Annotated in this window: 15 protein-coding genes; 10 read left to right on the forward strand and 5 right to left on the reverse strand. The window is 68.3% G+C overall.

The features are described 5' to 3' along the window. The first annotated feature begins 38 nt into the window (after nucleotides 1-38). The 5 genes from sufC to C7H75_RS12100 are packed head-to-tail and all read left to right on the forward strand — an operon-like array spanning nucleotide 39 to nucleotide 3,486. Nucleotides 39-812 (forward strand): Fe-S cluster assembly ATPase SufC, encoded by a 774-nt coding sequence (gene sufC / locus C7H75_RS12080; RefSeq protein WP_005513363.1) that lies wholly within the window; start codon nucleotides 39-41, stop codon nucleotides 810-812. Nucleotides 813-818: 6 nt separating this feature from the next. After that, a complete protein-coding gene (locus C7H75_RS12085; protein WP_013415958.1) occupies nucleotides 819-2,081 on the forward strand; it encodes a cysteine desulfurase in 1,263 nt (420 codons plus the stop codon). 2 nt (nucleotides 2,082-2,083) lie between these two features. After that, a complete protein-coding gene (gene sufU / locus C7H75_RS12090) occupies nucleotides 2,084-2,572 on the forward strand; it encodes a Fe-S cluster assembly sulfur transfer protein SufU (protein WP_005513360.1) in 489 nt (162 codons plus the stop codon). Continuing rightward, nucleotides 2,569-2,973, forward strand: a complete 405-nt coding sequence (locus C7H75_RS12095; RefSeq protein WP_005513359.1) for a metal-sulfur cluster assembly factor — start codon at nucleotides 2,569-2,571, stop codon at nucleotides 2,971-2,973. The genes sufU and C7H75_RS12095 overlap by 4 nt, the downstream gene beginning before the upstream one ends. 15 nt (nucleotides 2,974-2,988) lie before the next feature. Beyond that, complete coding sequence (locus C7H75_RS12100; protein ID WP_106851385.1) at nucleotides 2,989-3,486, forward strand: DUF1990 domain-containing protein; 498 nt, start codon at nucleotides 2,989-2,991, stop codon at nucleotides 3,484-3,486. 7 nt (nucleotides 3,487-3,493) lie between these two features. On the opposite strand, the gene ku is transcribed toward C7H75_RS12100, so the two are convergent. Then, on the reverse strand, nucleotides 3,494-4,333 hold the full coding sequence (gene ku, locus C7H75_RS12105) for a non-homologous end joining protein Ku (RefSeq protein ID WP_037085277.1): 840 nt from the start codon (nucleotides 4,331-4,333) through the stop codon (nucleotides 3,494-3,496). A 195-nt stretch (nucleotides 4,334-4,528) separates the two neighbouring features. Here ku and C7H75_RS12110 point away from each other — a divergent pair, with 195 nt between their 5' ends. Then, nucleotides 4,529-5,524: an alkaline phosphatase family protein gene (locus tag C7H75_RS12110; protein ID WP_233281904.1), complete on the forward strand. Its 996-nt coding sequence runs from the start codon at nucleotides 4,529-4,531 to the stop codon at nucleotides 5,522-5,524. Between the two features lies 1 nt (nucleotide 5,525). On the opposite strand, the gene C7H75_RS12115 is transcribed toward C7H75_RS12110, so the two are convergent. Both C7H75_RS12115 and C7H75_RS12120 read right to left on the reverse strand, forming a co-directional pair. After that, complete coding sequence (locus C7H75_RS12115) at nucleotides 5,526-6,701, reverse strand: lycopene cyclase family protein (RefSeq protein WP_233281905.1); 1,176 nt, start codon at nucleotides 6,699-6,701, stop codon at nucleotides 5,526-5,528. Beyond that, nucleotides 6,641-7,411 (reverse strand): SDR family oxidoreductase, encoded by a 771-nt coding sequence (locus tag C7H75_RS12120; RefSeq protein WP_106851387.1) that lies wholly within the window; start codon nucleotides 7,409-7,411, stop codon nucleotides 6,641-6,643. The genes C7H75_RS12115 and C7H75_RS12120 overlap by 61 nt, the downstream gene beginning before the upstream one ends. 154 nt (nucleotides 7,412-7,565) lie before the next feature. On the opposite strand from C7H75_RS12120, the gene C7H75_RS12125 reads away from it, so the two are divergent. The 4 genes from C7H75_RS12125 (at nucleotide 7,566) to C7H75_RS12140 (ending at nucleotide 10,468) form a co-directional block, all read left to right on the forward strand. Next, entirely contained in the window at nucleotides 7,566-9,197 is a 1,632-nt protein-coding gene (locus tag C7H75_RS12125; protein ID WP_022595841.1) for an ABC-F family ATP-binding cassette domain-containing protein, read from the forward strand. Nucleotides 9,198-9,338: 141 nt separating this feature from the next. Next, nucleotides 9,339-9,563, forward strand: coding sequence for a helix-turn-helix domain-containing protein (locus tag C7H75_RS12130; protein ID WP_005513350.1), 225 nt, complete (start codon nucleotides 9,339-9,341; stop codon nucleotides 9,561-9,563). After that, nucleotides 9,560-9,979 (forward strand): hypothetical protein, encoded by a 420-nt coding sequence (locus tag C7H75_RS12135; protein ID WP_106851388.1) that lies wholly within the window; start codon nucleotides 9,560-9,562, stop codon nucleotides 9,977-9,979. The genes C7H75_RS12130 and C7H75_RS12135 overlap by 4 nt, the downstream gene beginning before the upstream one ends. Nucleotides 9,980-10,096: 117 nt before the next feature. Beyond that, nucleotides 10,097-10,468, forward strand: a complete 372-nt coding sequence (locus C7H75_RS12140; RefSeq protein ID WP_106851389.1) for an amino acid permease — start codon at nucleotides 10,097-10,099, stop codon at nucleotides 10,466-10,468. Nucleotides 10,469-10,560: 92 nt separating this feature from the next. On the opposite strand, the gene C7H75_RS12145 is transcribed toward C7H75_RS12140, so the two are convergent. Both C7H75_RS12145 and acnA read right to left on the reverse strand, forming a co-directional pair. Continuing rightward, a complete protein-coding gene (locus C7H75_RS12145; protein ID WP_005513342.1) occupies nucleotides 10,561-11,130 on the reverse strand; it encodes a TetR/AcrR family transcriptional regulator in 570 nt (189 codons plus the stop codon). Nucleotides 11,131-11,241: 111 nt separating this feature from the next. Next, the gene (acnA, locus tag C7H75_RS12150) at nucleotides 11,242-14,043 is read right to left on the reverse strand and encodes an aconitate hydratase AcnA (RefSeq protein WP_005513337.1); all 2,802 of its coding nucleotides are present in this window, start codon (nucleotides 14,041-14,043) and stop codon (nucleotides 11,242-11,244) included. Between the last annotated feature and the right edge of the window lie 282 nt (nucleotides 14,044-14,325).

Below are 14,325 nucleotides of genomic sequence, written 5' to 3' on the forward strand. Positions count from 1 at the left end.
TACACAGATACTTCGCCGATACCCGCATAGGAAATCGAATGTCTACGCTTGAAATCCGCGACCTGCACGTCAACGTCGCCAACTCGGACGAGAACGCCGAGCCGATCAACATCCTCAAGGGTGTGAACCTCACCGTCCGTTCGGGCGAGACCCACGCCATCATGGGCCCCAACGGTTCGGGCAAGTCGACGCTGTCGTACGCGATCGCCGGTCACCCCAAGTACGAGGTGACCTCGGGCACCATCACCCTCGACGGCGAGAACGTCCTGGAGATGAGTGTCGACGAGCGCGCCCGTGCGGGCCTGTTCCTCGCGATGCAGTACCCGGTCGAGGTGCCCGGCGTCTCGATGTCGAACTTCCTGCGCACCGCCGCTACCTCGGTCCGCGGCGAGGCCCCGAAGCTGCGGCACTGGGTCAAGGAGGTCAAGGAGGCGATGAGCGAGCTCGAGATCGATCCGACCTTCGGTGAGCGCAGCGTCAACGAGGGCTTCTCGGGCGGCGAGAAGAAGCGCCACGAGATCCTGCAGCTGGGCCTGCTCAAGCCGAAGATCGCGATCCTCGACGAGACCGACTCGGGCCTGGACGTCGACGCGCTGCGCGTCGTGTCCGAGGGCGTCAACCGTTTCAAGGAGCGTGAGAACGGCGGCATCCTGCTGATCACGCACTACACCCGGATCCTGCGCTACATCGAGCCGGAGTTCGTGCACGTGTTCGTGAACGGCCAGATCGTCGAGTCGGGTGGACCCGAGCTCGCCGACGAGCTCGAGACCAACGGCTACGTGCGCTTCACCCAGGCCGGGGCGGGAGCGTAGTCCGCGATGACCACTACGGCGGCTGCGCTGGACGTCACCAGGATCCGGGAGGACTTCCCGATCCTGGGGCGGACCGTGCGTGACGGAAAGCCCTTGGTGTACCTGGATTCCGGTGCCACCTCGCAGCGTCCGGTGCAGGTGCTCGACGCCGAGCGGGAGTTCCTGACCACGTGCAACGCGGCGGTGCACCGCGGTGCGCATCAGCTGGCCGAGGAGGCCACCGACGCGTACGAGGGTGCCCGTGCCGCGATCGCCTCGTTCGTCGGCGTCGATTCCGACGAGCTGGTGTTCACCAAGAACGCCACCGAGTCACTCAACCTGGTCGCGTACGTGTTCGGTGACGACCGCTTCGACAAGGTGGTCGGGCCCGGCGACGAGATCGTGGTCACCGAACTCGAGCACCACGCGAATCTCGTTCCGTGGCAGGAGCTTGCGCGACGCACAGGCGCCACGCTGCGCTGGTACGGCATCACCGACGACGGCCGGATCGACCTCGATTCGCTCGAGCTGACCGACAAGGTGAAGGTCGTCGCGTTCACGCACCAGTCGAACGTGACGGGCGCGATCTCGCCGGTGGCCGAACTGGTCCGCCGGGCGCGGGCCGTCGGTGCGGTGACCGTGCTCGACGCGTGCCAGTCGGTGCCGCACCTCGCGGTCGACTTCCGTTCCCTCGACGTCGATTTCGCGGCGTTCTCCGGGCACAAGATGCTCGGCCCGTCCGGTGTCGGGGTGCTCTACGGCCGCCGCGAACTGCTGGCGTCGATGCCGCCCTTCATCACGGGCGGTTCGATGATCGAGACCGTCACGATGGAGGTCAGCACCTACGCGCCGCCGCCGCAGCGCTTCGAGGCCGGCGTGCCGATGACGTCGCAGGTGGTCGGGCTCGGCGCCGCCGTGAAGTACCTCGAGAACATCGGCATGGATGCCGTTGCAGCGCACGAACACCTGCTGGTGACGGCGGCGCTCGAGGGCCTCGCCGGCATCGACGGCGTCCGGATCGTCGGCCCCGCCGACGGAATCGATCGCGGTTCGGCCGTCTCGTTCCTCGTCGACGGGATCCATGCCCACGATCTGGGTCAGGTCCTCGACGACGACGGCGTGGCCGTGCGGGTGGGACACCATTGCGCATGGCCGATGCACCAGCGGTTCGGCATCGCCGCCACCGCTCGAGCGTCCTTCGCGGTGTACAACACCCTCGACGAGGTCGACGCGTTGATCGCCGGGATCCGGCGGGCACAGGACTTCTTCGGCGTGAGCGGAGGTAACTGAGAGTGCGCCTCGAGCAGATGTACCAGGAAGTGATCCTGGACCACTACAAGCACCCGCACGGGCGCGGCCTGCGTGATCCGTTCGGTGCCGAGGTGCATCACGTCAACCCGACGTGCGGCGACGAGATCACGTTGCGTGCACACCTCACCGAGGGCGAGGACGGCCGGCCGGTGGTCGCCGACATCTCGTACGACGGCCAGGGTTGCTCGATCAGCCAGGCGTCGACGTCGGTGCTGTTCGACCAGATCGTGGGCATGCCGCTCGACGAGGCGTTGCGCACCGTCGACGCGTTCAACGAGATGGTCAGCAGCCGCGGCACCGTCGAGGGCGACGAGGACGTCCTCGGCGACGGCATCGCCTTCAGCGGTGTGTCGAAGTACCCGGCGCGCGTGAAGTGCGCGTTGCTGGGATGGATGGCTTTCAAGGACGCCGTTGTTCGAATAGTCGACGACGAGAACGACCTGGCTCGAACCGGAGGACAGACATCATGACGGACGCGCAGACCGAACAGGCGCAGGCGGACAGCACCGCGACGACCGAGGCCGCCGAGTACGGCGCGACGCTCACCCCGGAGCGACTCGACGAGCTCGAGGAGGCGATGCGTGACGTCGTCGACCCCGAACTCGGTATCAACGTCGTCGACCTCGGTCTGGTCTACGACTTCAAGGAGATCGACGAGAACGGCATCGACGTCGTGCTGCTGGACATGACGCTGACGTCGGCGGCGTGCCCGCTGACCGACGTCATCGAGGAGCAGTCCAAGCGGGCGCTGGTGAACGGCAGCCTGTGCGACGAGCTGCGGATCAACTGGGTCTGGATGCCGCCGTGGGGTCCGGACAAGATCACCGAGGACGGCCGCGAGCAGCTGCGCGCGCTCGGTTTCACCGTCTAGAGACGGGGACGCCCGGTGGCCGGTGATCTGACCTACAACGAGGTCGGTGCGACCGCCGGGCAGCTGCCGGCGGGATACCGCCACATTCGCAAATCGCTTCCGCTCGGACGCGGCGAGGACACGTTCCTCGCCGCGTCCGACGCGTTGATGCGCTGGGACGTCCACCGTCGTGCCGGGTTGCGGGTCGAGGCCGACAGCGACCATGCGGCCCCGGGAACCACCGTCGTGTTGCGGTGGTTCGGGCTGACCATCCCGTGCCGCGTCGTCTACGTGATCGACGAGCCCGACCGCCGCGGCTTCGCGTACGGGACGTTGCCCGGCCATCCCGAGTCGGGGGAGGAGCGGTTCTGCGTCGAACGCGACGCCGACGGCGAGGTCCGGGCGACCATCACGGTGTTCTCCCGCCCGGGGCGTTGGTTCACACGCCTGGGTGATCCGGTGGCCCGGGTCGTGCAGAGCGTGATGACCGGGCGGTACCTGCGGTGCTTCGTCGCACGTCCCGGCCGGGGATAGCGCGGACTCAGGCTCGTTTACGACGCGCGGGCGCCTTCTTCTTCGCCGGTGCGGGCTTGACCTCCTCGCCGGCGGCCTCGAGGCTGCGCTGCAGTGCCGCCACCAGGTCGACCACCTCGGCGTCCTCGCCGCCCTCTTCACGTTCGGCCGCCGGGATCACCTTCTTGCCGCCACTGGCGATGGCCTCGTCGAGCAATTGCCGGAGCTGGATCTGGTAGTCGTCGGTGAACTCGGTGGGGTCGAAGTCCTCGGCCATGCTGTCGACGAGCGTGCCGGCCATCTTCAATTCCTTGGCCTTCGGCTCCTCGGCGTCGTCGAGGGACGGGAACTCGGCCGCCCGCACTTCGTCGGGCCACAGGAGCGTCTGGATCACCAATACGCCGTCGCGCTCGCGCAGCGCCGCCAGTCGGGTCTTCTGCCGCAGCGTGAAGTGCACGAGGGCGGTGCGATCGGTCTGGGCGAGCGTCTTCGCCAGCAGGACGTACGCCTTGGGCGACGACGAATCGGGTTCGAGGTAGTAGCTCCTCTCGAACAGGATCGGGTCGATCTGTTCGGTGGGCACGAACTGCAGCACCGGGATCTCGTGCTTCTCGGCGGCGGGGAGCTTGTCGAAGTCCTCGTCGGTCAGGATGACGCGGTCGCCCTCGTCGGAGTCGTACGCCTTGTCGATGTCGGCGAATTGCACCGTCTGCCCGCATTCGCTGCACACGCGGTTGTACTTGATCCGCCCACCGTCCTTCGCGTGGACCTGGTGGAAGCGGATGTCGTGGTCCTCCGTCGCGGAGTACACCTTGACCGGCACATTGACCAGCCCGAACGCGATGGAACCCTTCCAGATTGACCGCATGCCCCCACTATTGCCGAGATTGCGGCGCTGTGCGCGGCACGCGACGGAGATCATCACCATCTCGAGACATTTCGCCGACGTCCAGGCGACTGTTCGGCGTCCGCGAGGCGGCTGCGGAGAACGCTCGGCGAACGTTGGGTCAACACTTGCGACAATGCGGAGACAATTGGTCTAGTCCGATCGATGCTGGTGCCTGTGACGAACCACAGCAGTTCCCCGAAGGCCCTGTCCCTCCTCCTCGCCGCCGGCACCCTCGCCGCGGGGGTCGCCGCCGTGACCGCCGGCACCGCCGCCGCGGCGCCGCCATCGGTCACGAAGACCGTCGTGATCGGACTCGACGGCACGATGCTCGACTACGTCAAGAACGCGAATACCCCCAACCTGCACCGACTGATCGCCGAGGGCACCAGCGGCCAGTCGTCCATCCTCGGGCACCCCACGATCTCCGGACCGTCCTGGTCGACGATCCTCACGGGGGTGTGGCACACCAAGCACGGCGTGGTCGACAACTCGTACAGCGGCGCTCGGTACGACGAGTACCCGACGGCGTTCACGCGCATCGAGCAGGCGAACGCGCAGATGCGCACCGCATCGATCGCCACGTGGGGCGGAATCGCCACGATCTCGAACTCCGGCACTCCGAAGGCCGACGTCGTGGTGTCGACGCCGGATGCCGGCAGCGGTGCGGCGACGGACACGGCGACCGCTACCGCGGTGGCCGCCGAGATCGCCGCCAACGGTCCGGACTTCCTGTTCACCCAGCTCGATCAGGTGGACGGCGCGGGGCACTCGTCGGGAACGTCCGGCGCCGAGTACCTGCCGTCGCTCGAGCGCGTCGACGCCGAGGTCGGCAGGATCGTCGACGCCGTGGACGCCCGCAGCAAGGCGACCGGCGAGAAGTGGACGGTGTTGGTCACCTCTGACCACGGCCACAAGCCGAACGGCGGGCACGGCGGCCAGAGTGCCGAGGAGGCAACGACGTTCGTGATCACACGCGGCGCCGGCTACCAGGCGGGCGCCACCGACGACGGCTACACGATCGCCGACATCACGCCGACCGTTCTCGACAACCTGGGCATCGCGCAGCCCGCCGACCTCGACGGGGCGCCGCTGCCGAAGACGCCCACGCCCGCGACGGGCTCGCTCGGACGGCTGCCGTTCTGGATCCCGACGGGTTCGCTGGGGTCCTGAGTCACGACCGCCGGACGCCGGCCCGGGCCAGGGTCCGGCGGATCGGCGGCGACACCGTGCAGAAGAGTTGCCACATGGTCGTCGCAGTTCCACGAACGTCGTCGCGGCCCGACAGGTAGGCCCGCTGCCGCTCGGCGGAAAGGGCGAAGAACGCGTCGAAGAACTCCGCGGTCCGAGCGGGATCGAGATCCAGGAGTGCCGACAGGCCCACTTCTCGCAGCGCGCGGACGGCGCGGGCCTGCCATGGCCACAAGGCCTTTCGTGGGTCGTTCTCGGCCACGAGGGCGGCCACGACGGCGTCGGCGGCCGCCAGCGACGCCGCGACGCTGTATCCGGTGCCCGGGTGGATCAGTCCCGCTCGGGCACCGAACGCTGCGATCGTGGGACGGGTGTGCGGCGCCTGCACCGGGAACCGGACGCGTTCGACCTCGAGGTTCGCCGGCAGCTCGACGCCGCGATTGTCGAGGCGCGCGTCGAGCCGTCGACGCAGTTCGTCCAGTGGCAGCCCGGGCTGGCCGACCAGGCACGTCTCCTCGAGTAGCACGGTGTCGTCACTCAATGGCACGGCGTACAGGAAAGAGGGGGAATCGGCGGGTGTGGTGCCGTTGTCGGTCCGCCAGTCCATGAACCAGCAGTCGGCTCCGTCGAGAGCGGGTGTCGCGGCCGCCGCGGGCAGCACGATCCCGAACGCGGTCTGCTCGGCGAACGCCGGATCGGGGCGCAGTCCGCGGGCGTCGACCACACGACGGGCGCGGATGTCGGCGCCGTCCCGGAGGGTGACGACGCCGGGCGACACCGCGCCGACGAAGCCGCGGATCACGTGTGCGTTCGAGATGTCGAGAGCGTGATGCAGTTTCGCGTTGTCGAGGACGCCGTACGCCCGGTCGAGGACGTGGCGCCGGGTGCCCCACGCCTGCGGATGGCCGACGGTCGAGCGCAGCACGGCCGCTCCGAGCCAGCCGGGCAGCTCGTCCACCCAGGCTGCATAGGTGGGCAGCCACGGGCGGTCCGGGTGTGGGTCGACGGCCACCACGCTCATCCCGGCCCGGGAGGCGCGGTGCGCGAGGGCGCGGCCGGCGGGACCGAGCCCGACGACCGCCAGATCGGGTGCGGCGGTCAGAGCGCGCCCGTCGCGAGCAGCCCGCCGTCGACGCGTACGGTCTCGCCGGTGATCCACGCGGCGTCGTCGGAGACCAGGAAACCGACGAGACCGGCGACGTCCTCGGGAGTGCCGAGCCGCTTCATCGGATAGATCGACGAGGCCTGGTCCTCACCGGCGGCGACGAGGGCGGCAGCGAACTTGGTCTTGACGACGCCCGGGGCGACGGCGTTGACGCGGATCGTCGGTCCGAGCTGCCACGCCAGTTCCTCGGTGAGCCGGATCAGCGCGGCCTTCGAGGCACCGTATGCGGCGATGACGCCCGTGGACCGGATGCCGGCGACACTCGCCAGGTTGACGACGGCGCCGCCGTGCTCACCCATCCACGCCCGGTAGGCCTCCTGCACGTAGCCCAGCGCCGCGACGACGTTGACGTCGAAGATCTTGCGGATCGCGTCCAGGTCGGCGTCCATCAGTGCCCCGTACACCGGGTTGATGCCGGTGTTGTTGATCAGGATGTCGAGGGAGCCGAGCTCCGAGACGGTACGGGTGACGGCGTCGCGGCGAGCCTCCGCGTCACCGGCGTTGCCCGCGACGGCGAGTACCTTGCCGCCGTGCCCGAGGCCGCGCAGTTCCTCCGCCGCCTCCTCGAGCGGTTCGGGTTTGCGGGCGGTGACGACCACGTTCGCGCCGCGGGCGAGGAGTTCGGCGGCGATGGCCTTGCCGATGCCGCGGCTGGCGCCGGTGACGAGGGCGTTGCGGTCCTGTAGATCCTTCACGCGTGTCATGGGACCCCAAGTTAGCCGAGTCACCGGGCCGTGGTGTGGCGGCGAGCCGAGGTCACGGTAAAATCGGTGGTTCTTGTGCTCGATCGCGGGCACGATGACGTCCCGAGGTTCTCTGCCTCGTTGTTTCGATGGTCGTTCGTTTGAGGAGATTTGCTTGATTACCGCCACCGACCTGGAAGTTCGTGCCGGTGTGCGGACCCTGCTCTCCGCGCCGGGATCGGCGCTGCGCGTGCAGGCCGGTGACCGCATCGGCCTGGTCGGGCGCAACGGCGCCGGCAAGACGACCACCCTGCGCATTCTCGCCGGGGAGGGCGAGCCCTACGCGGGCACGGTGATCCGCAGCGGCGACCTCGGGTACCTGCCGCAGGACCCCAAGGAGGGCGACCTCGAGGTTCTCGCGAAGGATCGGGTGCTGTCCGCGCGCGGACTCGACGAGATCATCAAGAAGATGGAAAAGCAGCAGGCCATCATGGCCGAGGCTGCCGACGATACGGTCCGCGACAAGGCCGTCCGCAAGTTCGGCAACCTCGAGGACCGCTTCTCCGCGCTCGGCGGCTATGTCGCCGAGTCCGAGGCCGCCCGCATCTGCAACAGCCTCGGTCTGCCGGACCGGGTGCTGAACCAGCAGCTCAAGACCCTCTCCGGAGGTCAGCGCCGCCGCGTCGAGCTCGCGCGCATCCTGTTCGCCGCGTCCGACGGCTCCGGCGGCAAGTCGAACACCACGCTGCTGCTCGACGAGCCCACCAACCACCTCGACGCCGACTCCATCACGTGGCTCCGTGGTTTCCTGCAGAACCACGACGGTGGACTGATCGTGATCAGCCACGACGTCGACCTGCTCGCCGACGTCGTCAACAAGGTGTGGTTCCTCGACGCCGTACGCGGCGAGGCCGACATCTACAACATGGGCTGGAAGAAGTATCTCGACGCCCGGGCCACCGACGAGCAGCGTCGTCGCCGCGAGCGCGCGAACGCCGAGAAGAAGGCCAGCGCCCTGCGCCAGCAGGCTGCCAAGCTCGGCGCGAAGGCCACCAAGGCGACCGCCGCGCAGAACATGGCCAAGCGCGCCGACAAGATGATGGCTGCGCTCGACGATGTGCGGGTGGACGACAAGGTCGCGCACATCCGCTTCCCGGAGCCCGCGCCGTGCGGCAAGACGCCGCTCATGGCGAAGGAACTCACCAAGGTCTACGGGTCGCTGGAGATCTTCACCGGCGTCGACCTCGCGATCGATCGCGGGTCGCGTGTCGTGATCCTGGGTCTCAACGGTGCCGGCAAGACGACGCTGCTGCGTCTGCTCGGCGGCGTGGAGACGCCGGACCTGGGCGAGCTCGTGCCCGGTCACGGCCTCAAGATCGGCTACTTCGCGCAGGAGCACGACACCCTCGACGACGAGGCGAGCGTGTGGGAGAACATCCGGCACGCGGCACCCGACGCGGGGGAGCAGGACCTGCGCGGTCTGCTCGGCGCGTTCATGTTCAGCGGCCCGCAGCTCGACCAGCCGGCCGGCACGCTGTCCGGTGGTGAGAAGACGCGTCTGGCACTGGCCGGTCTGGTGTCGTCGGCGGCGAATGTCCTGCTGCTCGACGAGCCCACCAACAACCTCGACCCGATCTCCCGCGAGCAGGTGCTCGACGCCCTCCGCAGCTACACCGGCGCCGTCGTACTTGTCACGCACGACCCGGGCGCCGCGGAAGCGCTCAACCCGGAACGCGTCATCCTGCTGCCCGACGGCACCGAGGACCACTGGTCCCAGGAGTACCTGGAACTGATCCAGCTGGCCTAGGCGCTCCGCGCCCGTGCGCCTTTCTGGTAGTTGGGACCACGCAAAAGGCGCACGGGCGGCGTAGCTGCTCGTTTCGTTGATCACGTGTCGGCGGGTGATCTAGCCTGGAATCGAGGCTCGCTCAGCTGACCGGAGGTCGTCATGGCGGAGAGCACGGGAATCTCGCGGGGGGCACGCATCACCGGGGAATCGCGTGACAAGCTCCGCGACGACCTCAAAGCGCAGTACGAGGCCGGTGCGAGTATTCGCACCCTTGCAAATCAGACGGGCCGCTCGTACGGCTTCATTCACAACGTGCTCGTCGAGGCGGACGTGACGCTGCGTCGACGCGGTGGGCCGAACCGGCGGAAGAAGACCACTGGATGAGTTCTGGTTCGGCCGACGGTGAGGCGGGTGCACGGGACCGCGCTCATGGTGCCTGCCAAGGCGAACAGACAGGGGAGACGGAGCGCGACGGTGCTGCGGACGAGCGGCCGGGTTTCCGATGGGACCTCGCACTCCTGGGCGCGCTTCTCGGAGCGGCCACGTGCGGCGTGGGCTATTGGCCGGCGAATTCGGTGCTGCGTGAGACGTTCGGCGTCCAAGCGTTCCCGCCCGCTGGTGGCAGCTACTGGATGTGCTGGTGGCTGCCCGTCGTGGTGGTGATCGGCGTCGTAGGAGTGCTGTTGTTCCCGCGCAGCTCACGTCCCTTCGCGTGCGGGCTGATCGTGGGGCTCGTGGCGGTGGCGGCCGTGATGTGCCTGATCGGCTACTCCGTCGACAGCATGCCTTTCTCCATGTGAGACGGCTCCATGCGAGATGGCCGCCGGCCAGGTGAGTCCCGCAATGTCGAGGATTGAGGATCGGACGCGACGGCAATCGGCTCCGGGTCACCGCCGACCGACCGTAACCTGCAACGCATGGCGTGGTTGGTGCTCGTCGCGATGGGAGTCGTGGTGCTGGTTGCGGTTACGGTGTTGCCGCGGCGCGGGCGGCTCGGTCGCGCGCCCGGGTTCCCCTGGTTCTGGGTGGTGCTCCCCGTCATGTGCATCGCCGTGGCCGCCACCCTGGGCGTACTCTTCCGGCCCGAGATCGTCACCCACGCGTCGAGCATCTGGTGGGATCGACCGGGCACGGGGTCACCCGGGCCTGGTTCGCCGCACGGGCAATTCCTTTCGGCCGAGCAGTTCCAGCGCTACACGATGCTGCGGCGGATGCGATTGATCCTGCCCGCCGTATCCGTCGTAGGAATCGGCCTGGCCGTCGGGGCATGGCGGCGCCGCCGGATATGACCGGCTCCGTCCGCCTACTCGCCCCGGCCTGCACCAGGTCGCTCGCTGCGCCGGCCAAGATGCGCGGTGAGCGCGAAACCGGGGGCCGGTTCTCAGGAATCCTTGCGCCGCACCGACTCTTCGACCAGATCGAGCACGGCCGAGAGATTCTCGGCCCCGTGCCCCGACGCGATGCGGGCGATGAGTCCGTCGAGGACCAGGTCGAGGTAGTCGAGCAGGACGTCGGTGGGCAGGTCGTCGCGCAGACGTCCGGCGGACTTCTGACGCTCGAGCCGGCGAACGGTGGCCTCGGTGAGTTCGGCGCTGCGCTGGGTCCAGTCGCGGGCGAACTCGGGATCGGTGCGCAGGCGCCGGGCGATCTCGAGTCGAGTGCCGAGCCAGTCGAACTGGTCGGGGGACGCGAGCATGTCGCGCATCACCTGGACGAGGCCGCCCTCGGCGACGACGTCGGCCATCCGCTTGGCGTCCTCGTGGGCGAGCGCGAGGAACAGCCCGTCCTTGTCCTTGAAATGGTGGAAGATCGCACCGCGTGAGAGCCCGGTGGTCTCCTCGAGCCGGCGCACGGTCGCGCCGTCGTAGCCGTACTGCGCGAAGCACTGGCGGGCGCCGTCGAGGATCTGGCTCCGTCGCGCCGCGAGATGGTCTTCGCTGACCTTGGGCACAGCCGACTTCCTTTCGTACGAAACTGCAACGGCGGGCCCGAGACTGACGTCCCGAGCCCGCCGTCAGCGCACTGGATGATCCGGAAGGACCCGGATCACACGATCAGGTGACTATCCCCGGATCATGTTGCGCAGCACGTACTGCAGGATGCCGCCGTTGCGGTAGTAGTCCGCCTCGCCGGGGGTGTCGATGCGGACGACCGCGTCGAACTCGACCTTGCTGCCGTCGGCCTTGGTCGCGGTGACCTTGACCGTCTTCGGGGTGACGCCCTCGTTCAGCTTGGTGATGCCGGCGATGTCGAACACCTCGGTGCCGTCCAGGCCGAGCGACGCGGCGGACTCGCCGGCCGGGAACTGCAGCGGCACGACGCCCATACCGATCAGGTTGGAGCGGTGGATGCGCTCGAACGACTCGGTGATGACGGCCTTGACGCCGAGCAGGCTGGTGCCCTTGGCGGCCCAGTCACGCGACGAACCGGAGCCGTACTCCTTGCCGCCCAGCACGACCAGCGGGATGCCGGCCTTCTGGTAGTTCTGCGACGCGTCGTAGATGAACGCCTGCGGCGCACCCTCCTGGGTGAAGTCGCGGGTGTAGCCACCCGAGACGCCGTCGAGCAGCTGGTTCTGCAGGCGGATGTTCGCGAACGTGCCGCGGATCATCACCTCGTGGTTACCGCGACGCGAGCCCAGGGAGTTGTAGTCCTTGCGCTCGACACCGTTGGCGTCCAGGTACTGCGCGGCCGGGGTGCCGGGCTTGATCGGGCCGGCCGGCGAGATGTGGTCGGTGGTGACCGAGTCGCCGAGCAGCGCGAGCACGCGGGCGCCGGAGATGTCGGTGACCGGAGCCGGATCCATCGTCATGCCGTCGAAGTACGGCGCCTTGCGGACGTAGGTCGAGTTCTCGTCCCACGCGAAGGTGTCACCGGCCGGGGTGGCCAGGTTCTGCCAGCGCTCGTCACCCTTGAAGACGTCGGCGTAGGACTTGCGGAACATGTCCTGGCTGATCGCCGACTTGATGGTGTCGTCGATCTCCTGGGCCGAAGGCCAGATGTCCTTCAGGAAGACGTCGTTGCCGTCCTTGTCCTGGCCCAGCGGATCGGTCTCGAAGTCGAAGTCCATGGTGCCGGCCAGCGCGTACGCGATGACGAGCGGCGGCGACGCCAGGTAGTTCATCTTGACGTCGGGGGAGATGCGACCCTCGAAGTTGCGGTTACCGGAGAGCACCGCGGTGACCGACAGGTCGTGCTCGTTGATCGCCTTGGAGATCTCCTCCGGCAGCGGACCGGTGTTGCCGATGCAGGTGGTGCAGCCGTAGCCGCCCAGGTAGAAGCCGAGCTTCTCGAGGTACGGCCACAGGCCGGCCTTCTCGTAGTAGTCGGAGACGACCTGCGAGCCGGGCGCCATGTTGGTCTTGACCCACGGCTTGGTCTCGAGGCCCTTCTCGACCGCGTTGCGGGCGAGCAGCGCGGCACCGAGCATGACCGACGGGTTCGACGTGTTGGTGCAGGACGTGATGCCCGCGACCGCGACCGCGCCGTGGTCGAGCACGAACTCGCCGCGGTCGGTCTTCACCGTGACCGGCTTCGACGGACGGCCGGTGGAGCCGTTGGCTGCCGACGGAACGGCCACGACCTCGTCGGAGGCGGTGGAGAGCGACGCCGGGTCGGACGCCGGGAAGGACTCCTCGACGGCCTCGTCGAGCGCCGTGTGCGCAGCCTCGTCACCGTTGGTGACGTAGGTGACGATGTCGCGGCGGAACGCGGCCTTCGAGTCCGACAGCAGGATGCGGTCCTGCGGGCGCTTCGGGCCGGCGATCGACGGCACGACGGTGCCGAGGTCCAGCTCGAGGTACTCGGAGTAGGCGGGCTCCTTGTCCGCGTCGTGCCACATGCCCTGCTCCTTGGCGTACGCCTCGACGAGCGCGAGCTGCTCGTCGCTGCGGCCGGTCAGGCGCAGGTAGTTGATGGTCTCGCCGTCGATCGGGAAGATCGCTGCGGTCGAGCCGAACTCGGGGCTCATGTTGCCCAGGGTCGCGCGGTTGGCCAGCGGGACCTCGGCGACACCGGCGCCGTAGAACTCGACGAACTTGCCGACGACACCGTGCTTGCGGAGCATGTCGGTGACGGTGAGCACGACGTCGGTCGCGGTGACGCCCGGCTGGATCTCACCGGTCAGCTTGAAGCCGACGACGCGCGGGATCAGCATGGAGACCGGCTGGCCGAGCATCGCGGCCTCGGCCTCGATGCCGCCGACGCCCCAGCCCAGCACGCCCAGGCCGTTGACCATGGTGGTGTGCGAGTCGGTGCCGACGCAGGTGTCGGGGTACGCCTGGCCGTTGCGGGTCATGACGGTGGGAGCCAGGTACTCGATGTTGACCTGGTGGACGATGCCCATGCCCGGGGGGACGACCTTGAAGTCGTCGAACGCGCCCTGGCCCCAGCGCAGGAACTGGTAACGCTCGCCGTTGCGCTGGTACTCGAGGTCGACGTTGCGCTCGAGGGCGTCGGCGCGGCCGAACACGTCGAGGATGACCGAGTGGTCGATGACCATGTCGGCGGGGGAGAGCGGGTTGACCTTGTTCGGGTCGCCGCCGAGGGTGGTGACGGCCTCACGCATGGTGGCGAGGTCGACGACACACGGCACGCCGGTGAAGTCCTGCATGATCACGCGCGCGGGCGTGAACTGGATCTCGACACTCGGCTCGGCCGAGGGATCCCAGTTCGCGATGGCGCGAATGTGATCGGCGGTGATGTTGGCGCCGTCCTCCGTGCGCAGGAGGTTCTCGGCGAGAACCTTCAGTGCGTAGGGCAGCTTCTCGGTGCCGGGCACGGCCGAGAGGCGGAAGATCTCGTACGAGTTGTCTCCGACCTCGAGGGTTCCCTTGGCGCCGAACGTATCAATACTGGTGGTCACGTCAGCTCCACTCGTCTTTGAGGTTCGCCGCCGACGGGGCTGTGTCGACGGCTGAAGCGAGGCACGCGAACAAGGCCAGGTCCGATCGGCGGACCGAACCCGACGGTTACGCGGGCGTCTCGGATCGAGTCTAACAGTACGCTTGTCCTGTGAGACTGCGGGGTCGGGCCCGGATCGGACGTCCGAACGTCGGACTGCCACGGCGACTCGCGTCGCCCCAATCCTCACGTAGTCGCCACGCGGGTGCAACGGACGGCGCGGCCGGTGGTCCGGTACGTCACG

The organism is Rhodococcus (subgen. Prescottella) equi, from assembly GCF_003013675.1.
GTDB classification, from domain to species: domain Bacteria; phylum Actinomycetota; class Actinomycetes; order Mycobacteriales; family Mycobacteriaceae; genus Prescottella; species Prescottella equi.

Bases quoted from the DNA above. Each gene is read 5' to 3' on its own strand.
- sufC (WP_005513363.1), top strand. From the start codon at position 39: ATGTCTACGCTTGAAATCCGCGACCTGCACGTCAACGTCGCCAACTCG.
- C7H75_RS12085 (WP_013415958.1), top strand. From the start codon at position 819: ATGACCACTACGGCGGCTGCGCTGGACGTCACCAGGATCCGGGAGGAC.
- C7H75_RS12095 (WP_005513359.1), top strand. From the start codon at position 2,569: ATGACGGACGCGCAGACCGAACAGGCGCAGGCGGACAGCACCGCGACG.
- ku (WP_037085277.1), bottom strand. From the start codon at position 4,333: ATGCGGTCAATCTGGAAGGGTTCCATCGCGTTCGGGCTGGTCAATGTG.
- C7H75_RS12120 (WP_106851387.1), bottom strand. From the start codon at position 7,411: ATGACACGCGTGAAGGATCTACAGGACCGCAACGCCCTCGTCACCGGC.
- C7H75_RS12130 (WP_005513350.1), top strand. From the start codon at position 9,339: ATGGCGGAGAGCACGGGAATCTCGCGGGGGGCACGCATCACCGGGGAA.
- C7H75_RS12135 (WP_106851388.1), top strand. From the start codon at position 9,560: ATGAGTTCTGGTTCGGCCGACGGTGAGGCGGGTGCACGGGACCGCGCT.
- C7H75_RS12140 (WP_106851389.1), top strand. From the start codon at position 10,097: ATGGCGTGGTTGGTGCTCGTCGCGATGGGAGTCGTGGTGCTGGTTGCG.